Raw genomic sequence first — 20,275 nt, 5'->3', positions numbered from 1 at the left:
GTCAGAAGCGTTCTTCAACGACCTTGAACGGATAGGCCACAGCCTTGTACTTGCCGATCTTGCCGCGTTTGGGCAACTTCACCAGCTGGTCGCGGGTGATGTCCTTGTAGGGAATGCGGCCAAGCAGATGGCTGATGATGTTCAGCCGGGCGCGCCGCTTGTCGTTGGAATGGGCCACGAACCACGGTGCCCAGGCGGTATCCGATGCCTGGAACATGTCGTCGCGCGCCTGGGTGTAATCATCCCAGCGGGTGTACGACTTGAGGTCCATCGGCGACAGCTTCCACAGCTTGCGGCCATCATTGATGCGGTCCTGCAGGCGCCGGGTCTGCTCTTCGGCGCTGACTTCAAGCCAGTACTTGATGAGGATGATCCCCGACTCGACCATGACCTTTTCGAACACGGGCACACCGGTCAGAAACTTGTCCACTTGCTCGTCAGAGCAGAAGCCCATGACCCGCTCGACCCCGGCGCGGTTGTACCAGCTGCGGTCGAAGATCACCACTTCGCCCGCAGCGGGCAGGTGGCCCAGATAGCGCTGCAGGTACATCTGGGTTTTCTCTCGCTCGGTCGGTGCGGGCAGTGCCACCACGCGGAACACCCGTGGGCTGACACGCTCGGTGATGGCCTTGATGGTGCCACCCTTGCCGGCACCGTCACGGCCTTCGAAGACGATGCACACCTTCAGGCCCTTGGCAACCACCCACTCCTGTAGCTTCACCAGCTCTACATGCAGGTGTTTGAGCGCTTTTTCGTAGGCCTTGCCGCCCAGTTTTTCTGGCATTTCCTGGGTGGGTTTCTTCCTGGACGGCTTCGACATGACACTCTCCTGAAGGGGAATGAAGAGTCAGTATGGTCGATTCATGACGGTTTGCCGCTTCGCTTGCCGGCTGAGAGGGGGCTGCGGTGCAGCCCCCCCAAAAAAAACCTACTTGGCCAACGTGTTGTAGCTGGTCATCAGGTTGCGGTAATCCGGAATATGGTTGGAGAACAGGGTCCCCAGCCCTTCAATGTCATTGCGCCAATCACGGTGCAGCTCACAGGCCACGCCGAACCACGTCATCAACTGTGCACCGGCAGCCTCCATGCGCCGCCAGGCGGAGTCGCGGGTGAGTTCGTTGAAGGTGCCAGAGGCGTCAGTGACGACGAACACCTCGAAGCCCTCCTCCAGTGCCGACAGTGCCGGGAAGGCCACGCACACTTCGGTGACCACACCGGCAATCAGCAGCTGCTTCTTGCCAGTGGCTTTTACCGCCTTGACGAAGTCTTCGTTGTCCCAGGCGTTGATGTTGCCGGGGCGTGCAATGTAGGGGGCGTCGGGGAACTGCTCTTTCAGTTCCGGCACCAGCGGGCCGTTGGGGCCAGTCTCGAAGCTGGTGGTGAGGATGGTCGGCAGCTTGAAATATTTGGCCAGGTCGGACAGAGCCAGCACGTTGTTCTTGAAGCGGTCGGGGTCGATATCCCTTACCAGCGAGAGCAGGCCGGTCTGGTGGTCGACCAGCAGCACCGCAGCGTTGTTCTTGTCCAGGCGCTTGTATTCGAAGGCCATGGGGGATCTCCTTGCTTCAGCGGGTTGGGAGTATCAGCGTAGGCAAGGATGCAGGACTGCAGAGGCCGTCGGTCGGGTTGCCTGGCCGCTCCCTTCCGCTTTAAAAGGAAGCTCTGCCATCACTTCACAAATTCCTGAACTGATTATTTGCCGCCAGCGATTTTTCCCCTCGCCAACCGCCACCAGAATCGCTTCACCATAATCACAAAAACCGTGAGGCCACTCCCGTGGACCAGACTCTCCAGGTACGGCAGGCGGCCGCCGACCTCGTCGCCGCGTTTGCCAGCAACGACACCGCCCGCTATTTCGCCTGCTTCAGCGAAGACGCCACCTTCCTCTTCCACACCTTGCCGCAACCGCTGCTGTCGCGCCGTGCCTACGAAGACCTCTGGGCCCAGTGGCAGGTCGAGGGTTTTGCCGTGCTCGCCTGCGAGTCGGGCAATGCCCAGGTGAGCGTGCAAGGTGATGTGGCGATCTTCATGCACGATGTGGCCACCCATATCCGCATCGCCGGTGAAGTACACCAGTTGAGCGAGCGCGAAACCATCGTGTTCCGCCGCCACGGCGAACAGTGGCTGGCCTGCCACGAACACCTGTCGGTCGTATCGCCGGCCTGATCACCTTTTTACGCGGCCCTGCCGCCCTGCCATCGCACCCACAAGAAGGCCCGCGCACTGCGCAGGCTACAACAACCGCGCTGGAGCATCACCATGAGCCACTCGACCGGTATCGAGACCAACGGCGTCGAACAGATCCCCGACGATCAACGCGACGCCTCCCCGCTGGACCTGTTCCGCCTGATCTTCGGCGGCGCCAATACCTTCGCTACCGCCGTGCTGGGCAGCTTCCCGGTGCTGTTCGGGCTGTCGTTCCAGGCAGGTGTGTGGGCAATTCTGCTCGGCGTTACCGTGGGCGCGCTGATCCTTGCACCCATGGGCCTGTTCGGGGCACTGAACGGCACCAACAACGCGGTGTCTTCAGGCGCACACTTTGGCGTGCATGGGCGTATCGTCGGCTCGTTCCTGTCGCTGCTGACGGCGGTGGCGTTCTTCTCGCTGTCGGTGTGGAGCTCGGGCGATGCGTTGATCGGCGGGGCCAAGCGCCTGGCCGGCCTGCCGGAAACCGACCTTACCCTGGGCCTGGCCTACGGCCTGTTCGCGGTGCTGGTGCTGGTGGTGTGCATCTTCGGCTTCCGCTTCATGCTGTGGGTCAACAAAATTGCCGTGTGGGCGTCGAGCCTGCTGTTCCTGCTGGGTATCGTCGCCTTTGCCGGGCCGTTCGATGCCGGTTACGCCGGCAGCGTCAACCTGGGCCAGGCGGGCTTCTGGGCAGCCTTCGTCGGTGCAGCGATCCTGGCCATGAGCAACCCGGTGTCGTTCGGCGCCTTCCTGGGCGACTGGTCACGCTACATCCCGCGTGAAACGCCCAAGGCGCGCATCATGCTGGCCGTGATTGCCGCCCAGGGCGCCACACTGATTCCGTTCCTGTTCGGCCTGTGCACGGCCACCCTGGTTGCAACCCAGGCACCGGACTACATCGCCGCCAACAATTATGTAGGTGGCCTGCTGGCCGTGGCCCCAACCTGGTTCTTCCTGCCGGTGTGCCTGATTGCGGTGATCGGCGGCATGTCCACCGGCACCACGGCGCTATATGGCACCGGTCTGGACATGTCCAGCGTGTTTCCGCGCTTGCTCAGCCGCGCCGGCGCCACGTTGCTGATCGGTGTACTGGCGATCGGCTTCATTTTCGTCGGCCGTTTCACCTTCAACCTGGTGCAGAGCGTGTCGACCTTTGCGGTGCTCATCATCACCTGCACCAGCCCGTGGATGGTGATCATGATCCTCGGCCTGATTACCCGCCGCGGCTTCTACCACGCCGATGACCTGCAGGTGTTCACCCGCGGCCAGCGTGGTGGCCACTACTGGTTCCTGCATGGCTGGAACTGGCGCGGCATGGGGGCGTGGATCCCCAGCGCAGCGGTCGGCCTGTGCTTCGTCAACCTGCCGGGGCAGTTCGTCGGCCCGCTGGGCGACCTGGCCGGGGGCATCGACCTGAGCCTGCCGGTCACCCTGGGGCTGGCTGGCGTGCTGTACCTGCTGCTGCTCAACCTTTTCCCTGAACCTGCTGGTGTGTATGGCCCTCAAGGCCCGCGTTGGGTGCGTTGCAAAAGCACCACGCACACGCCCGTGACCACTGCCGAAATGGCCTGACTGGAAACCGACCATGACCACTTCCCACTATATCGCCGGCCGCTGGGTCGAAGGCCAGGGCAGCGACTGCATCAGCGTCAACGACCCTGCGCTGGGGCAACCGTTCGCTGAATTCATGGCTGCCAGCGTTGCCCAGGTCGACCAGGCCGTGGCCGCCGCCCGTAGCGCCCTGCCCGCCTGGAAAAGCACCGGCGCCAGCGAGCGTGCAGCCTTCCTGCGCGGTTTTGCCGAACAGCTCGGGCAGCGCCGCGAAGCGCTGATCACCTTGCAGATGCGCAACAACGGCAAGCCGCGCCATGAGGCCGAAATCGACCTGGACGACGCCATCGCCACCTTCACTTACTACGCCGAACTGGCAGAACAGCTGCCTTCGAAGAACCGTGATGTGCCACTGGCCGCGCCAGGCTTCACTGCCCGTACCCGCCTGGAGCCGGTGGGTGTAGTCGGCCTGATCGTGCCGTGGAACTTCCCGCTGGTGACCAGCGCCTGGAAGCTCGCCCCGGCCTTGGCCGCTGGCTGCACCGTTGTGCTCAAACCGTCGGAAGTCACCCCGCTGATCGAGCAGGCCTACGGCCAGATCGCCGATGCCCTGGGCCTGCCGGCTGGCGTGTTGAACATCGTCAACGGCAAGGCCGAGACTGGCGCTGCGTTGAGCAACCACAACGGCCTGGACAAGCTGTCGTTCACTGGCAGCAACAGCGTCGGCAGCCAGGTGATGCGCAGCGCTTCGGCGCAGTGCCGGCCAGTCACGCTGGAGCTGGGCGGCAAGTCGGCGATCGTGGTGTTCGATGATTGCGATGTGGACCAGGCAGTGGAGTGGATCGTCGCCGGCATCACCTGGAACGCCGGGCAAATGTGCTCGGCCACTTCGCGCCTGCTGGTGCAGGACGGTATTGCCGATGCGCTGCTGCCGCGCCTGCAAGCGGCACTGGAAAACTTGCGGGTGGGTAACCCGTTGACCGAAGAAGTCGACATGGGCCCGCTGACCAGCCAGGCACAATGGCTAAAGGTGGCCAGCTACTTTGCCACCGCACGCGAGGAGGGTTTGCAGTGCCTGGCCGGTGGCAAGGCGCTGGACCGGGACGGCTGGTTCGTCAGCCCGACGCTGTATGCCGATGTGCCGAAAGACAGCCGCCTGTGGAGCGAGGAGATCTTTGGCCCGGTGCTGTGTGCACGGCGGTTTGCCAGCGAGGAACAGGCGATTGCCGAGGCCAACGACAGCCGCTTCGGGCTGGTAGCCACCGTCTGCTCCGCGGACCTGGAACGTGCCGAGCGCGTGGCCGATGCGCTGGAAGTTGGCCATGTATGGATCAACTCGGTGCAGGCCGTGTTCGTCGAAACCTCGTGGGGCGGCACCAAAGGCAGCGGGATCGGCCGTGAGCTGGGGCCGTGGGGGTTGTCGGCCTACCAGTCGGTCAAGCATGTGACGCGGTGCCTCGGCTGATATCGCAAGGGGCCGCGTTGCGGCCCTTTTCGCGATACAAACCCTCGCCCGCGTGACTTTCCCCTCCCCCCGCAAAGTCCCACTTCCTGGTACCCCCACAATCACAACACCAGGCCGGACCACCCATGCACCCTCAACGCACCGCCTTGCACAACGAACTGCACGCCCGCCCGTCGCTGTACTTCGACGGCCCGGCGCATGTCTTCCACCTGGCCCTGCTCGGCGGTGATGCTGCCTGTGCGGCCCTGCTGCAACGCTGCTGCCCGGATGCCCTGGACACTACGGCAGCCCAAGGCATCACCCGCCTGGACGGCCACCCGTTCAAGTGGGAACGGCACACCGAGTTCTTCACCCTGACACTGGTAGTGCCCTGCACGGCTGCCGATACCGATTGGCAAGCCCTGCCACCCGTGCTGGCCGAGGCCATCGCCCCGCAGGCGGCACAGGTGATCAACGCCGTGCAGGTGCTGGTACGCGACGAGCAAGGCCTGGATCTGCCCCAATACGGTTTCAAAGACCCCTGCGGCTCGTGCGTCGGTGGTGGCGATGCGGTGGTATGGAGTGACTTCCGCCTGACCGAGGACGGCACCAACCGCTTCCTGTTCATCAACCGCCGCCTCAATGCCTACCGCCAGGGCCGCATGATCCGCCGCCTGCTGGAGATCGAGACGTACCGCATGATGGCCTCGCTGACCCTGACCACGGCCAAGGCGCTGAGCCAGGAGCTGGATGCCTTCGACAAAACCCTGGTCACCCTATCCGAGCGCAGTGCCGGGGGTGAAGGGCATGACTCCAAAGGACTGCTGGAAGCCATTGCCCACCTGTCACGCCAGGTTGTAAGCCGCACGGTAAAAACCCGCCACCGCTTCGGCGCCACCCAAGCCTATGCACAACTGGTGTTCGAACGCCTGGGCGAACTGCGGGAGAGCCATGTGGGGGACTGCCAGCGTTTGGGGGTGTTCATCGAACGTCGGTTCAAGCCGACCGTGCGCTACTGCGCGGCCACCGAGCAGCGGCTGGAACAATTGGCGAAGAACGTGGCGAACCTGGGCGACTTGCTGCAGGCGCGGGTGCAAGTGGAGATGGAAGAACAGAACGCCGGCATTCTGCGCAGCCTCAATGCCCGGGCTGATGCCCAGGTAAAGATCCAGCGGGCGGTGGAGGGGCTGTCGATCATCGCCATCACCTACTACTTGCTGAATCTGTTCAAGCTGCTGTATGGCGGGCTGAATGTGCTGGGGTTGGGGCTGACGGCGCGGGATGGGTTGTTGGCCATGGCGCCGCCAGTGTTGTTGGTGTTGCTGGTGATTTTGCTGCGGATCAGGCAGGCCAAGCAGCATTGAGGTCGGGGGCGCTTGGCGCCCCCGCTCTTTACACCGACTCGTCAGCGGGGCGAGCGCCCTCTTGCACCAGCACCATGCTCTGTGGCGATGACAGGGGAATGCCTTCGTCGCGCAACCGCCCGAGAATGGTGAACAGCAGGTCACTGCGGGTACCCGATACCTGTCGCGGCCCGGCTACATAACCGCTCACGCCAATCACCATTCCGCTGCTGGTCAGGTCCTTGAACGACACCGAAGTGGCCGGCGCATCCAGAATCGCCTCATGCTCGTCGTATGCCGCCAGCAGCAGCTCGCGCACACGGTTGGCATCGGTTTCCAGTGGCAGCGTCAGGGTAATGCTGACCACACCCAACGCATTGCCCATGGTCACGTTGCGCACGTTCTGCGAAATGAACTGCGAGTTGGGCACGATCACCGTCGAACGGTCCGACATCTGGATCTCGGTGGCGCGCACGTTGATGCGGCGGATATCACCCTCGACACCTGCCAGGCTAACCCAGTCGCCCACCTTTACCGGGCGCTCAGTCAGCAGGATCAGGCCGGAGATGAAGTTCTGCACGATTTGCTGCAAACCGAAACCGATACCGACCGACAGGGCACTGACCACCCAGGTCAGGCTGGTGAGGTTGATGCGCAAGGTCGACATCACCAGCATGGCCAGGAACAGGAAGCCCAGATACCCCACCAGGGTCACCAGCGAGGCGCGCATGCCGGCGTCCATGTCGGTTTCCGGCAGCAGGCGATCGCTCAGCCAGCGCTTGACCACGCGAATAGCGAACAGGCCACCGAAGAAAATCGCCAGGGCCAGCAGAATGTCCTGCGGCACGATGTTCAGGTTGCCGAGCAGCTTGCCGCCGGTGCCGTCCCAGTCGCCCAGGCTCAGCAACAGTTCGCTGGGGCTGGTGCCCGATGGCATCAACACCAGCAACAGCGCCAGGAACAGCACGATGGTGCGGCCGATGCCGGCCAGGATGGTGCTGGCCTGTGCCTGATGGCGCGGCGCCAGGCCCAGGGTAGAAGCCAGAGCCAGGCCACCGGGCTGACGCGGCGACAACAGGGTTTCGCACAGGTCGCCAAAGAACGTGGTCAGCAAGTAGGCACAGGTGACGACCAGGCTAACCCACAGCAACTTGGCGGTGAGGAAGTAGGCAAGCGTCAGGTAACCGGCGAGCAGCGCCAGCAGAATCAACGACAACCAGATGACCATTACAAACGGGATCAGCCCGGCCAGGCCCGTGGGGCGCTCCAGGTCATGCTTGCGCAGGGTGCGGCGGTAACGCAGCAACGCGCCGGCAAAGATGAACGCCACCACCAGCGCGGTCAGCCCGTTGACGGCCACCGTCAGCGCCAGGCTGGCGCCGATCACGCTGTTCATGCGCTCCATGGTCATCATGACCATCAGTGCCAATGCCAGCACCTTGGGGAACCAGCCCAGTGCACTGGCCACTTCGTCGGGGATCGGCGGCAGCCGCCAGGACGGGCGCTGCAACATCAGCATGGCACGGCCCAGGCCAGTGATGAAGGCACTGAACACCACCAGGGCGAGAATGTGGTTGGTCAGGCTGGCGATATCGCTGCCCAGCTCGGCGCTGCTCTCCAGCCCCCAACGCAGCAGCGAAACAGAACCGGCGATGGTGCCCAGGGTTGCCAGGCTGACGCCCAGGGCCAAGGCGCTGCGGCGAAGACGGCCCTCAGGTAACCAGCCCACCATGGCGCTGGCCAGCAACCGCTCAAGCACGCGCCGCACCAGAGTCCAGACCAGAATCGCCGCGACCAGGCTGGTAATGAACAGCCAGCGGTTTTCGGCGCTGAAGGCACTGCTGATGGCATCGGCTGCCTCGCCGCGCAGGTCACGCAGGCGCGCCACGTCGTCCTGGGTGGGGCGGATGATGCTTTGCCAGAACGCCGGGCTCAGTGGCGAGGCCGCACGGCTGGTGATCTGCGAGTTGAACTGACTGCGGCGCAGGTTGACGATTTGCGTGGACAGGTCGCGTGCTGACTGGGTCAGCTTGGTGGCCTGATCCTGCTGGGCCACCAGCGCCTTTTTTTCGGCCTCCAGGGCTTTGCGCTGCTGGGTCAGGGTGGCGGCCTCGTCCGGCTGGACCGGGCCAATCACCTTCAGCTTGTCGTCGAGCTTTTCCACATCGGTGGTGCGCTGCGCACTCAATGCGTCCGCCTGGCGCTGCACCTGCATCGCGGCCAGGCGCAATTGCGACAGCAGGTCGTCGTTGGCCTCACTGGTGACGCCCTGACGGACCTGATCCAACCGTTCGCTCAGTTGCTCGATGCTGGCGTTTTCATCCAGCGCTGGCGCTTCGGCTGCCGCCAGGTTGGACAATGGCGTGGCCGGGGCCGACCACGCCGGACTGGCAAGCGCCAACAGCAGGACCATAAGGCCTGCGCAATAACGGGCAAGGCTGACACGCCTCATCGAATATTCCTCTTTACAACTCGATTTGGCGGAGGATTCTACGCGGCTTCAAGCCATCAGGAGAGTGCCGTCTCTCGTTTGAGTAGCTGCTGTTTGCGCTCGACGCCCCAGCGGTAGCCGCTGATGTCGCCGTCCCGACGCACTACCCGGTGGCACGGGATGGCCACGGCGATGTGGTTGGCCGCGCAGGCCATGGCGACTGCGCGCACCGCTTTGGGCGCACCGATGCGCTCGGCGATGTCGGTGTAGCTGACCCGGCTGCCAGCCGGCACCTCGCGCAGGGCCTGCCACACCCGCTCCTGAAACGCCGTGCCCTGTACATCCAGCGGCAAGGTCAGGCCCAGCGCCGGGGCTTCGACGAAGCCCACCACTTCGGCAACCAGCTGTTCGTAGGCGCTGTCGCCGCCAATCAGAAGGGCTTTGGGGAACTGGTCCTGCAAGTCTTGCAACAGGGCCTCGGGATCGTCGCCCAACAGAATCGCGCAGATCCCCTTCTCGCTTTGGGCCACCAGGATCGCGCCCAGTGAACACTGACCGATGGCGAAATGGATCGTTGCCCCGGTGCCGCCAGCACGGAATTGCCGGGGGCGCATGCCCAGGCGCTGACCGGCGCTTTCGTAGAAGCGGCTGTTGGAGTTGTAGCCCGCGTCGTAGATGGCGTCAGTGACTGAACGCTCACCGTCTTCCAGGTGCGCACGCACACGCCGGGCGCGGAAGGCGGTGGCATAAGCCTTGGGGGTGACGCCGGTTTCAGCCTTGAACAAACGGTGCAGGTGGAAGGGGCTGACGGCCAGTTGCGCACTGAGCTGGTCGAGACTGGGTGCAGGGTCGCTGGCTTCGATCAGGCGGCAGGCACGGGTGACCAGTTGACTGTGGCGGGTGGCGCTGGCCTTGCTTATACAACGTTTGCAGGCGCGGTAACCGGCCGCTTCGGCGGCAACGGGGGTGTCGTAGAACTCGACGTTGCTGCGCTTGGCCATGCGAGACTTGCAACCGGGGTGGCAGTAGACGCCGGTGGTGCGCACGGCGTAGACGAAGTGGCCGGTGGCAGCGGTGTCGCGGGATTCTACAGCGTGCCAGCGTTGGTCGGGGGTGGTGTAGGCGTTCATCTTTGATTTCCGAGTATGTGGTTGCTTGTACCGGCCTCTTCGCGGGTAAACCCGCGAAAGGGCAGGCACAGGCAGTGCAAAAGCCTCAGGCCCGCCACAGGTACCAGGCCGCCACGGTACGGTATGGGCGCCAGCCGCCACCCAGCGAGCGCATCTGCGCAGGCGTTGGCGCCTTCTCCAGCCCCTTGAGCCGTCGATAGCCCTCACGCACACCAAAATCGTCCACTGGCAGAATGTCCGACCGTTCCAGGCTGTAGATCAGCAGCATCTCCACTGTCCAACGTCCTACCCCACGCAATGCCACCAAGCGCTCGATCAGGGCTTCATCAGCCATGGCCAATGCCTCTTCCCGCGTCGGCACCAGGCCCTCCAGCCGGGCCTGGGCAATGCCCTGCACCGTGGCCATCTTGCTTGCCGAAAACCCACAGGCGCGCAGGGTATCCGGGCTGACAGCCAACAGTTGCTCAGGTGCCGGGAACGCAACCTGCGGGAACAGCGCCAACAACCGGCCAAGGATCGCCTCTGCGGCGCGGGCATGCAGCTGCTGGTAGGCAATCGCCCGCACCAGTGCCTCATAAGGCTCACGCCCCGGCGTGGCCTGGTGCAGACACGGCCCGGTCGCCGCGACGTGCCGCGACCAGTCCGGATCGAGCGCGGCAAAGTAATCGGTGGCCTCGCGCAAGGCCTGCGGCGAAAGGTCGGCCAGAATCATGGCACCTCCATCAAGTCGATTGCAGGTCCAGCTTAGCGCAGCCGTTCATCGGGCAAACGCCGGTTCTTGCGCGGCTAATTCCTGGCATACCATTGCTCCACGCCATGATCCCCGCATAGAATTGAGAACAATTCACAATCGCACACATCAAGGGACTGGGCCTTCGCTACGATGCAGATCAACGACACGCTCAAACCGGCCGAGGTCGCTCTGCTGTACCAGTCCCACCATGCCTGGCTGCGCGACTGGTTGCGTAGCCGGGTTGGTTGCGGCGAGCATGCCGCCGATCTGGCTCAGGATACCTTCGTACGTTTGCTGCGCGCCCGCCAGGTGTCGCCGCTGAAAGAGCCACGCGCCTACCTCAGCAGCATCGCCCGTGGCCTGATGATCGACCAGTTCCGCCGGCGCGCACTGGAGCGGGCCTACCAGGAAAGCCTTGCGCACTTGCCCGAGGCTGAAGTGCCCAGCGAGGAAGACCGGTTGGTCATCCTCGATGCCCTGGAGCGCCTGGACCGTGCCCTGCACCAGTTGAAGCCGCGTGTACGCCAGGCGTTTCTGCTGGCCCAACTGGACGGTTTGAGCATCGTGCAGATCGCGCAGCAGTTGGACGTATCCCGCGCCACCATCGAGCGAGACCTGGCCAAGGCCCTGGGCGTCTGCTACCGGTTGCGCTATGCCGACACCTGACAGCGCACCCGCGCAGGCACAGGTCGACCAGGCGATCGACTGGCTGGTGAAACTGCGCTTCGACCGCCCCAGCGCACATACCGAGCAACAGTTCCGGCAATGGCTGGCCAGCCACCCGCACAACCCGCTGGCCTGGCAGCGTGTCAGCCACCTCAGTGACGAGATGGCTGCGTTGCCCAAGGACCTGAGCCGGCGGACCCTGGAGGGCGGCCAGCGCCAACGCGTCAGCCGCCGAAACCACCTTAAGTTGCTGGGGCTCTTGGCCGTGGGCGGCAGCCTGGGCTGGGCCGCACGCGAACCGTTGGGCTTGCCACAACTGTTGGCCGACAGCAGCACCGCCACAGGTGAACGACGCCAATGGCAAGGCAGCGACGGCAGCCGCATCCAGCTCAACACCGCCAGCGCCATCGACTTGCGCTACAGCGCAGCGCAGCGCCGACTGGAACTGATCCACGGCGAGGTCAGCCTGGACAGCAACCCGAATGACAACCGACCGTTCCGTATCGACACCCGTGTCGGCCCGCTGACCACACTCGGCAGCCAGCTGTTGCTGCGCGAAAACAGCCAGGGCCTGCTGCTGTCGGTGCGTCGTGGCGAAGTTACGCTGTTCCCCTCCTCCGCCTCTGCGCGGCAAATCGAGCAAGGCGAAACCTTGCAGATCGGGGCAAATGGCAGCATCCACGCAGTGACGCTGCACAGCGACCCCTGGGGCTGGACCGACGGTGTACTCAGTGTGCGGCAGATGCCATTGGCCGAGTTTGTCGCCGAACTCGGCCGGTACCGTCCAGGCCTGTTGCGCTGCGCGCCTGAAGTGGCAAGCTTGAAAGTGTCTGGCACCTTTCAGCTGGCTGACACCGAGCAGGTCCTGCAACTGCTCACTCGCAGCCTGCCTGTGCGGGTCGACTACCGGACGCGCTTCTGGGTAAACGTCGGCGCAGCCTGAAAGGTCATCACTGCGCCACAGCGCGTATGCGCCCCGCACGCCGGTACGACTGCCTGGCAAAACACACGAACAACCCGGCCATCAGCGCCAGCGCCATGGGCAAGCCATGTGGCGCCACATTCATTGCCGCGCCACTGAGCAGCGGCCCGATCAGGCTCCCCACGCCCCACAGCAACCCTACGCTGGCGTTGGCAGTGACCAGGTCCTGGCCTTTGAAGCGCTGCCCGATCAACACCAACGCCAAGGTGTAGATACCCCCTGCCACCGCGCCCAGTACCACCAACAGCGGCCACAGCAGCCAGGTGAGGTTCAACAACCAAGGCAGGCCGATGCCGATCGCCATCGCCACCAGCCCGCACACCAGGTGCAGCCCGGTGCGCTCCACCCGGTCGGCTAGCCAGCCCAGCGGCAACTGGAACAGCATATCGCCAGCAAACACCACAGTCACCATCAGCGCCGCGATGCCCACGGCAAACCCATGGCTGGTGGCATACACCGGCAACAGCGACAACACCACGGCATCGAAGAACGAAAAGAACAGCACCGCCACGCACAGCGCCGGCGCCACACGGAAGAACCCGGCCAAGCCAAAGCTCTTTTCGCCCTCTTCATGTTCGACATGGTCGTTGGGCACGGTCAGCACGATGCACAGCAGCGCCAGGCCATAGCAGGCGGTGACCACCCCGGTGATCCACGGGCTATCGGCACCCAGCACCGCCAGCATGGCCGGGCCGAGCACCTGAAAGCCAGTGAAGCTGGTGGCATACAGGGCCATGATCTTGCCGCGGTTGTGCTCCGGGCACAGCTCGTTGACCCACGACTCGCCGAGGATGATGGCGATCCCCATGCCGAGCCCGAGGCCCAGGCGCAGCAGCGCCAGCAGCCACAGCGAACCGAATGCCGGCTCGAGCAAGGCAATGCTGACCGTGCATAGGCTGAAACACAGCAAGTAAATGGTGCGCCGGGTGAGGTGACGGCAGCAGGCATCGACCAGAAACGCCGAGAGCATCATGCCCGCAGCAGGGACGGCCGAGATGATGCCAATCTCCAGGGTGCTCGCCCCCGCTTCATGCAGGCGCAACGACACCAGCGGCAAGCTGGCCCCCAAACTGAAACCCACGACCGAAACGGCGAACAACAGGCCCGCCAGCAAACGCATGTTCATGTACCACTCCTTGCAAACCGAAAAGACGTGCAGACACAGGCGCGCACGCCAGATTGGCGAGCGACGCAAAAGCGCAGATCAGTTCAGGCGAGGTGTGGCGAGAAGGTGAAGGCAAAAAGCACGCTGCGGCGGCGCTTGAGCACCGTGTCGCTCGGCCACGCACGACGCAAGGCCTGGAAGGCAGGCTGACGGGCGTTTGGCAGGGACTGGGTACGGCGCATTGCTTTGACTACTACGCAGGTGGTTGGAAAAAGAGGCGGCACTCTAGGCCAAGGGTGTCAGGTCGTCAATCGTCGGGGCTGCAACGCAGCCCCAGGGATATCAGCGTTTATCCGTAGACGGCAAGAACACCGCCAACAAGCCGAACAACGGCAGGAACGAGCACAGCCCATACACATATTCGATACCGCGCAGGTCCGCCACATACCCCAGCAGCGCCGCACCAATGCCGCCGAAGCCGAACATCAGCCCGAAGAAGATTCCGGCGATCATGCCCACGCTGCCCGGTACCAGCTCCTGCGCATACACCACGATCGCGGAAAACGCCGACGCCAGGATAAAGCCGATCACCACGCTCAACACCGTGGTCCAGAACAGGTCTGCATACGGCAGTGCCAAGGTGAACGGCGTCACGCCCAAAATCGAGAACCAGATCACCGCCTTGCGCCCGATGCGGTCACCGATCGGCCCGCCAAAGAACGTGCCGGCCGCCACCGCGCCGAGGAACAGGAACAGGTGCAGCTGCGAGCTGGCCACCGACACATCGAACTTTTCGATCAGGTAGAAGGTGAAGTAGCTGGTGAAGCTGGCCATGTAGAAGTACTTGGAGAACACCAGCAGGCCCAGAACGATCAGCGCCGCGATCACCCGGTTGCGCGAGATGCCGTGGGTGGCTTGCACCGCCTTGCGCGCCTTGGCCTGGTTGAGGTGCTCCTTGTACCAGCCACGCAGCATCAAGGTGACGCCAAAGAAGAACAGCGCGGCCAGGCCGAACCAGGCGACGTGGGTCTGACCGAATGGAATGACGATGGCCGCCGCCAGCAGCGGGCCCAGGGCCGAACCGGTGTTGCCGCCCACCTGGAAGGTTGATTGGGCCAGGCCGAAGCGCCCGCCAGAGGCGAGGCGTGCAATACGCGAGGTTTCCGGGTGGAACGTCGATGAGCCGATACCGACCAGCGCCGAGGCCAGCAAGATCATCGGGAAGCTGCCCACAAAGGCAAGCATCACGATGCCCACCAGCGTGCACAAGGTGCCCATCGGCAACAGGTTCGGTGTCGGCCGGCGGTCGGTGAAAAAGCCGACCCAGGGTTGCAGCAACGAAGCGGTGATCTGGAACGTCAGCGTGATCAGGCCGATCTGGGCAAAGCTCAGGTCGTAGTTGGCCTTGAGCATCGGGTAGATCGCCGGCAGCACCGACTGGATCAGGTCGTTGATCAGGTGCGCCAGGGCGCAGAAACCAATGATGCGCATCACCAGCGGCGTGGCTTGGTTCGCCGTTGCGTTGGTGGACGCGGTGGAGGCACTACTGATGGCCATTTGCCTAAATCTCCGTCCTTAGGTTTGGGATCCGATTATCAGGAAACAAATAGATACATAGCTACCTTTTTTATCCCCCTTTGCGACGCACTTGAAAATGGTTCTCAATATAATTAGCATCCTTGACCCATACCCCTGTCATCGTTGGGCGAAACGGCCCCTATCGTGAGCAGACCTACCCATGAGCCCGATGCCCGCCATGCAACTGCAGCCCGACCCACAGCAGGAAGCGCTGGAGTGGTTTTCGCTATTGCACCAACCCGGCTGTGATGAAGCCCAGCGCCAGGCATTCGCGGCCTGGTGCCAGGCCCCCGAAAACGCTCGCGCCTACGCCGAGCTGGAAACGTGCTGGCAGCAGTTGCAGCCACCACCCGCCCGCCCCCGCCCACGGCAGGTCACCGTGCGCCGCAGTCACCTGGGCAAATGGCTGGCACTGGTGTTCCTGCTCGTATTAAGCGCCGCAGCCTACCTCTACTGGCCGCTGATGCAGCGCCTTGCCAGCGAGTTGCACACCGACGTGGGCGAACGCCGCAGCACGCGTCTGGCAGATGGCACCACGCTTAACCTGGACAGCGCCAGCGCCATGAACGTCAACCTGCGCGGCCGCACGCGTCAACTGCACTTGGTGCAGGGCCAGGTGTACCTGGAGGTTGTGCTCGATGGGCGGGCGATGGAAGTGGAAGTGGGCAACGCACGCATCCAGGTGTTCGGCACCCGCCTGCAGGTCGCCCGCCATGCAAATCATGATGAACTCGTGCTACTCAGTGGCAAGGCCCTGGTCACCCAAGGGGGGGATCAACGCATGGTCTCGGCGGGTGAGCGGGTTACCTTTGATGACATGCGTATCAACCCGGTGCAGAAAGCCGACCTGAAAACCGCCGACAGCTGGCGCAACGGCCGCCTGAAAGCCACCGACATGCCTTTGGGGCAGGTGCTGGAGCGCCTTGCCGGGTACCAGGGGCAACGCCTGTGGATGATGGATGAACAAATGGCCCATCGGCGCGTAAGCGGTGATTTCAACCTCGACCGGCCACAGGAGAGCCTGCAATCCCTGGCTGCGGCCCAGCATTTGCAGCTTCAGGACGTGCTCGGCCACTGGCTTGTGGTGCGCTGAAACCGTGCCCGGCCGCTAAGTTTTTGAAAGCGTGCAAATTTTTTTTGAAATGAGTGTTGACAGGGGGGGCGTTCAAGAGAATAATGCGCGCCATCGGCTACATAGCTCAGTTGGTTAGAGCATAGCATTCATAATGCTGGGGTCCGGGGTTCAAGTCCCTGTGTAGCCACCAAACAAGACGAAGGGCTTACCGCAAGGTAAGCCCTTTTTCTTTGCCTGCGAAAAAGTTAGCGCCGGGCAATACCCTCACTTGCAGCCAAGGCCGCCCCTGCTGCAACTACAGCGCCAGAGCCAATGCCACGATCACGATCAGGGCTATCGCTTTCAGCCCCTGACTCGACAGGCAGTGGTTGCAGATAAAAAGCGCGCTGGCTGCAGGCGCCTGCCATGGCCATCACCCCGTCATGCAATCGACACTTCACCGTATGCCGGTTACGGCTACCGCAAGGCCAAGCCCGATCAGCGCCAGGCCTATGGCACGGTCCACCAGCATTTGCCGTTCGATCATGGCCTTGCGCAGTGCCGTACTGGAGAAGAACACCGCCACCAGGCTGAACCACAGCCAATGGGTCAAGGACATGAACGCGCCGTAGGCGAAATCCAGCACCAACGGGCTGTTGGGCTGGACGACCTGGGTGAACGCACTGATGACAAACAACATGGTCTTGGGGTTGAGGGCGTTGGTCAGAAAGCCCGACCGCAGGGCTTGCAGCACGCCACCATCGGCTTGCCCTACACCCTCCAGGCTGATGCGCCGCGTATTGGTCAATGACTGGTAACCCAGATAGATCAGGTAACCCGCACCCAGCACTTTCATGGTGAAGAACAAAGCCGGGCTCTGGCTGATGAGCACTGCAATGCCCAACACCGTGTACAGCACATGCACCTGCACTCCCAGCGCAATGCCCACGGCAGCGGCCAACCCGGCCCTTCGGCCCTGTGCATAACTGCTGCGGGTGACCATGGCGAAATCGGCGCCTGGGCTGATGACGGCGAGCAGGGTGAACAGGGCGACGGCGATGAGTTCGGTCATGCGGGTGGCTCTCGATAGGCGATGAAAATGCACAGAAGGGATGATTATCGAGCGCTTATAGGTGGGGAAAAATCGATTTATAGTGAGACATATCTGACAGTTTTTCTCACAGAGGTGTTTTGCCAGTACTGGCCTTTTCGCGGGCACGCCCGCGAAGAGGCCGGGCCTGAAAACATGCAAGCCATGAAATTGCCGCCCTTGAACGCTTTCCGCTACTTCGACATCGCCGCCCAGACCGAAAGCTTCGTGCGCGCCGCCGAGCACCTGCACGTCACCCACGGCGCCGTCAGCCGCCAGGTACGCCTGCTTGAAGAACACCTCGGCGTGGACCTGTTCGAACGCCGTAACCGGGCCATTTTCCTCAGCCCAGCCGGCCGCGCCCTGCAGGGCACCACCCAGGCGATCTTCGAACAGCTCGAAGGCGCCGTGCAGCGCTTGCAACAACAGGCCCGCGACAATGTGCTGGTGCTGTCCTGCGAGCCGACCATCGCCATGCGCTGGCTGATCCCGCGCCTGCCTCGCTTCCATGCCGACCACCCCGACCTGCAGTTGCACCTGGTAGCCGCAGGCGGGCCGCTGGACTTCGCCCGTAGCGGTGTCGACCTGGCAATCCGCCGCGACGACTTTCACTGGGATAACCAGCTGTACAACCAGAAAATCTGCGACGAATGGATCGGCCCGGTGTGTCATCCCACCGCCCCCAATCAGCTGAACGGCCAGCGCCTGCTGCACAGCACCACCCGCCCCGGCGCCTGGCCCACCTGGTTACGCCTCAGCGGCCAGCAGGCGCGGCATAACGAACGCAGCGACTACGAGCACTTCTACCTGTCGATCCAGGCCGCCAACGCCGGCCTGGGCGTGGCCATGGCCTCAGCCCTGATGGTGCGCGACGAACTCGACAGCGGGCAGTTGCAGGCACCCTTCGGTTTTGTGCGCGATGGCTCGGCCTACCACTTGCTGAGCCCACAACCGGTCGAAGACGGCGGAAAGCGCCAGCGTTTTGCCGAATGGGTCACAAGCGAATGCCAGCGCTGCCTGGCTCACCTGGGCTTGATGCAGAACGACGAGCCGGCGCTGCCATCGCCGCCCCAGGTGCGATAGCCGGCGGTATCCACATGGATACGCCCGGACGGGTAGCGCCCCAGGCCCATGTTCCAGGCCTGGCCATACTGCTGCCAGAAGCGGCACAGCGGGTTGGGATCAGCCCAGGCCGGCAACAGGATATCGACGGCGAAGGCGCGGGTATGGGCACTGTTGGCAGCACCACCCGCGCAGGTATTCAGGCGTGGGTTGCGGTAGGCGGAGACCACTTCGAACTGGCGCAGGATGCCTTGGTCATCAAGCGTCTTGATCAGCGAAAGGGTCGAACGTACAGCCGCCCAGTTGCTGGCAGGCGGCACGGCAAAGGGAGACGCCTGGCACAGCTTCCAGTCCGAAGCCGAGCGCAGCAACTGGTGGATAGGCACTACGCCGTAAAGGCGGGCATCCACCAGCATTTCACGGAAAGGCCGGGTTTGGTGGTCGCCAGCCCATTGGGCGAACATCCACAGGTCGCGTTCGTCGGCGTGTGCTGCACCAACAATCAGCAGGCCCGCCACCAGAAGCCGTTTTTTCATCCTTTATCCATCCGTGCATAGAGAACAAAGAAAACCAGGCCAAAGGTGGTAGCGGCTATGCTCGGTCAGTCCTCAAGCAGGGTGCACGCCATCACCAGCGCGTCTTCACGCCCCCCGGCAACCGGATAATAGTCGCGGCGGCGGCCGATTTCGTTGAAGCCGTAGCGCTCATACAAACGATAGGCGGACTGGTTGCTGGCACGCACCTCCAGGAAGCACTCGCGACCATTGAGCTGGTAGGCCCGGGCCATCAGGTGCTCCAGCAAACGCAGGCCCAGGCCACGGCCCTGGTTTTCAGGTTTGACGGTGATGTTGAGCAGGTGCGCCTCGTCGATGATCACGTTGATCACGCCATGGCCTACCTGCTGCTGGCCGTCGAACATCAGCCAGATTTCGTACGATTTGAGCGCATCCTGAAAGATCCCGCGGGTCCAGGGATGACTGAAGGCGGCATATTCGATCTTAAGTACGGCATCCAGATCCGCCTCGGTCATCGGGCGGAAACTGATCGATTCACTCATTCAACGCTCTTCCAGCGCGCCATCAGCTGGCGCATGGCTTTCCAGACGTCCGCCTTGCGCTGCGGCTCGTCCATCAACAGTTCAAGGCCCGGCAGTGCCCAGGCGTCGCCCAGGCCGTCGAGCGTCAGGGTTTGGTAATAGGCTTCGACGTCGGCATTGGCGGCAAAGCGCAGCGCCGGCAGGCCGATCAGCCACAGGCAGGTGCTCGGGGCATCTTCGAGGCGTGCCTGGACAAAGCCCCGGACAAAATCGCGCGCGGCTTCAGGCCCCTGGTCCATGTTGCCTCGCACCAGCAACGGCCAGCGCACCGGTTCACCGATGATCTGCGGGGCGTCAGGCAGGCCGGCGGCGCGCAGCATGTCTTTGAGCAGCAGGTAGGATGGATCGCGGCTCTGGAACGGCTGGCCGGTGGCCAGTTCGACCAGCAGCAGGCAACTGCCGGCGCGCAGCAGTTGCAGCGAGAAACGCGGGGGCGGCACGGGGGCCGGCCGTGGCGGTGCGGGCTGTTCCTCGGCCTCGACAGGCTTGGCAGCCGGTTTGGGCGCACTGCCCGGGCGCGGGATTTCGATTTTTGGCCGCTCGCCGGAGCGAGCCTGAGGGGCGGCGGGCGCAGTATTTGCAGCCGGTGCCGGCCTGACCTCGAAATCGATGTCCTCGACCGGTGCCACCGGCAGCAGCAGCTCGGGCCGCGACGGTGCGGCGAACGGCAGTTCGGCGCGCGGCAGCCAGTGCACCACTTGCATGGCGGAAAGGTAGGCGCGGCGGCGGGGTTCGGTCAGCAAGGGGCGGGTATCCGGGGGGCGAAAACAAGTGGGCATTCTAACGTGTACGCCTTGGTTTTTGCAGCGCCTATCAGACCGAG

At 63.5% G+C, this 20,275-nt stretch carries 20 protein-coding genes and 1 tRNA gene; 9 read left to right on the top strand and 12 right to left on the bottom strand.

Annotated features, from left to right (window positions below):
- Position 1: 1 nt before the first annotated feature.
- Positions 2-820, bottom strand: coding sequence for a polyphosphate kinase 2 (gene ppk2 / locus PM2_RS00200; protein WP_016713322.1), 819 nt, complete (start codon positions 818-820; stop codon positions 2-4).
- A 108-nt stretch (positions 821-928) separates the two neighbouring features.
- On the bottom strand, positions 929-1,549 hold the full coding sequence (gene ycaC, locus PM2_RS00195) for an isochorismate family cysteine hydrolase YcaC (protein ID WP_016713323.1): 621 nt from the start codon (positions 1,547-1,549) through the stop codon (positions 929-931).
- Between the two features lie 227 nt (positions 1,550-1,776).
- On the opposite strand from ycaC, the gene PM2_RS00190 reads away from it, so the two are divergent.
- The 4 genes from PM2_RS00190 (at position 1,777) to PM2_RS00175 (ending at position 6,546) form a co-directional block, all read left to right on the top strand.
- A complete protein-coding gene (locus PM2_RS00190) occupies positions 1,777-2,166 on the top strand; it encodes a YybH family protein (RefSeq protein ID WP_028699492.1) in 390 nt (129 codons plus the stop codon).
- Between the two features lie 93 nt (positions 2,167-2,259).
- Complete coding sequence (locus PM2_RS00185; protein ID WP_016713325.1) at positions 2,260-3,759, top strand: purine-cytosine permease family protein; 1,500 nt, start codon at positions 2,260-2,262, stop codon at positions 3,757-3,759.
- A 13-nt stretch (positions 3,760-3,772) separates the two neighbouring features.
- Positions 3,773-5,203 carry an aldehyde dehydrogenase family protein gene (locus PM2_RS00180; protein ID WP_016713326.1) on the top strand — a complete coding sequence of 477 codons (1,431 nt, stop codon included), beginning with the start codon at positions 3,773-3,775 and terminating at the stop codon, positions 5,201-5,203.
- Between the two features lie 125 nt (positions 5,204-5,328).
- Positions 5,329-6,546: a DUF3422 domain-containing protein gene (locus PM2_RS00175; RefSeq protein ID WP_016713327.1), complete on the top strand. Its 1,218-nt coding sequence runs from the start codon at positions 5,329-5,331 to the stop codon at positions 6,544-6,546.
- A gap of 28 nt (positions 6,547-6,574) precedes the next feature.
- Here the strand turns inward: PM2_RS00175 and PM2_RS00170 are convergent, their stop codons facing one another.
- The 3 genes from PM2_RS00170 to PM2_RS00160 all read right to left on the bottom strand — a co-directional run bounded on the left by PM2_RS00170 (position 6,575) and on the right by PM2_RS00160 (position 10,798).
- Complete coding sequence (locus PM2_RS00170) at positions 6,575-8,977, bottom strand: DUF3772 domain-containing protein (RefSeq protein WP_028699491.1); 2,403 nt, start codon at positions 8,975-8,977, stop codon at positions 6,575-6,577.
- Between the two features lie 56 nt (positions 8,978-9,033).
- Complete coding sequence (gene ada / locus PM2_RS00165) at positions 9,034-10,086, bottom strand: bifunctional DNA-binding transcriptional regulator/O6-methylguanine-DNA methyltransferase Ada (protein ID WP_016713329.1); 1,053 nt, start codon at positions 10,084-10,086, stop codon at positions 9,034-9,036.
- A gap of 85 nt (positions 10,087-10,171) precedes the next feature.
- On the bottom strand, positions 10,172-10,798 hold the full coding sequence (locus PM2_RS00160; protein WP_016713330.1) for a DNA-3-methyladenine glycosylase family protein: 627 nt from the start codon (positions 10,796-10,798) through the stop codon (positions 10,172-10,174).
- 171 nt (positions 10,799-10,969) lie between these two features.
- On the opposite strand from PM2_RS00160, the gene PM2_RS00155 reads away from it, so the two are divergent.
- A complete protein-coding gene (locus PM2_RS00155; RefSeq protein ID WP_016713331.1) occupies positions 10,970-11,485 on the top strand; it encodes a sigma-70 family RNA polymerase sigma factor in 516 nt (171 codons plus the stop codon).
- Positions 11,472-12,428 (top strand): FecR domain-containing protein, encoded by a 957-nt coding sequence (locus PM2_RS00150; RefSeq protein WP_016713332.1) that lies wholly within the window; start codon positions 11,472-11,474, stop codon positions 12,426-12,428. Before PM2_RS00155 ends, PM2_RS00150 begins: the two co-directional genes overlap by 14 nt.
- A gap of 7 nt (positions 12,429-12,435) precedes the next feature.
- Here PM2_RS00150 and PM2_RS00145 read toward each other — a convergent pair whose 3' ends face one another.
- The 3 genes from PM2_RS00145 to PM2_RS00140 all read right to left on the bottom strand — a co-directional run bounded on the left by PM2_RS00145 (position 12,436) and on the right by PM2_RS00140 (position 15,129).
- On the bottom strand, positions 12,436-13,593 hold the full coding sequence (locus tag PM2_RS00145) for an MFS transporter (protein ID WP_016713333.1): 1,158 nt from the start codon (positions 13,591-13,593) through the stop codon (positions 12,436-12,438).
- A gap of 83 nt (positions 13,594-13,676) precedes the next feature.
- Positions 13,677-13,814 carry a hypothetical protein gene (locus PM2_RS31100; RefSeq protein ID WP_016713334.1) on the bottom strand — a complete coding sequence of 46 codons (138 nt, stop codon included), beginning with the start codon at positions 13,812-13,814 and terminating at the stop codon, positions 13,677-13,679.
- 100 nt (positions 13,815-13,914) lie between these two features.
- Complete coding sequence (locus PM2_RS00140) at positions 13,915-15,129, bottom strand: MFS transporter (protein WP_028699490.1); 1,215 nt, start codon at positions 15,127-15,129, stop codon at positions 13,915-13,917.
- A 190-nt stretch (positions 15,130-15,319) separates the two neighbouring features.
- On the opposite strand from PM2_RS00140, the gene PM2_RS00135 reads away from it, so the two are divergent.
- Together PM2_RS00135 and PM2_RS00130 are read left to right on the top strand one after the other, a co-directional pair.
- Positions 15,320-16,243, top strand: a complete 924-nt coding sequence (locus PM2_RS00135) for a FecR family protein (RefSeq protein ID WP_028699489.1) — start codon at positions 15,320-15,322, stop codon at positions 16,241-16,243.
- A gap of 95 nt (positions 16,244-16,338) precedes the next feature.
- Positions 16,339-16,415: transfer RNA gene (locus tag PM2_RS00130), tRNA-Met, on the top strand.
- Between the two features lie 246 nt (positions 16,416-16,661).
- On the opposite strand, the gene PM2_RS00125 is transcribed toward PM2_RS00130, so the two are convergent.
- Positions 16,662-17,276, bottom strand: a complete 615-nt coding sequence (locus PM2_RS00125) for a LysE family translocator (RefSeq protein WP_016713337.1) — start codon at positions 17,274-17,276, stop codon at positions 16,662-16,664.
- A 183-nt stretch (positions 17,277-17,459) separates the two neighbouring features.
- Between PM2_RS00125 and PM2_RS00120 the strand changes: the two genes are divergently transcribed.
- Positions 17,460-18,377 carry a LysR substrate-binding domain-containing protein gene (locus PM2_RS00120; protein ID WP_025754690.1) on the top strand — a complete coding sequence of 306 codons (918 nt, stop codon included), beginning with the start codon at positions 17,460-17,462 and terminating at the stop codon, positions 18,375-18,377.
- On the opposite strand, the gene PM2_RS00115 is transcribed toward PM2_RS00120, so the two are convergent.
- The 3 genes from PM2_RS00115 to PM2_RS00105 form a co-directional block, all read right to left on the bottom strand.
- Positions 18,317-18,892: a D-Ala-D-Ala carboxypeptidase family metallohydrolase gene (locus PM2_RS00115; RefSeq protein ID WP_016713339.1), complete on the bottom strand. Its 576-nt coding sequence runs from the start codon at positions 18,890-18,892 to the stop codon at positions 18,317-18,319. The two genes, PM2_RS00120 and PM2_RS00115, sit on opposite strands and share 61 nt — an antisense overlap.
- 65 nt (positions 18,893-18,957) lie before the next feature.
- On the bottom strand, positions 18,958-19,413 hold the full coding sequence (gene rimI / locus PM2_RS00110; protein ID WP_016713340.1) for a ribosomal protein S18-alanine N-acetyltransferase: 456 nt from the start codon (positions 19,411-19,413) through the stop codon (positions 18,958-18,960).
- Positions 19,410-20,195: a hypothetical protein gene (locus tag PM2_RS00105; protein WP_016713341.1), complete on the bottom strand. Its 786-nt coding sequence runs from the start codon at positions 20,193-20,195 to the stop codon at positions 19,410-19,412. The genes rimI and PM2_RS00105 overlap by 4 nt, the downstream gene beginning before the upstream one ends.
- Positions 20,196-20,275 lie beyond the last annotated feature (80 nt).

This window comes from Pseudomonas monteilii NBRC 103158 = DSM 14164 (assembly GCF_000730605.1).
Classification (GTDB): Bacteria; Pseudomonadota; Gammaproteobacteria; order Pseudomonadales; family Pseudomonadaceae; genus Aquipseudomonas; species Aquipseudomonas monteilii.
Note: the sequence above shows the minus strand (reverse complement) of the source record. Positions and strands in the feature narration are given on the sequence as shown.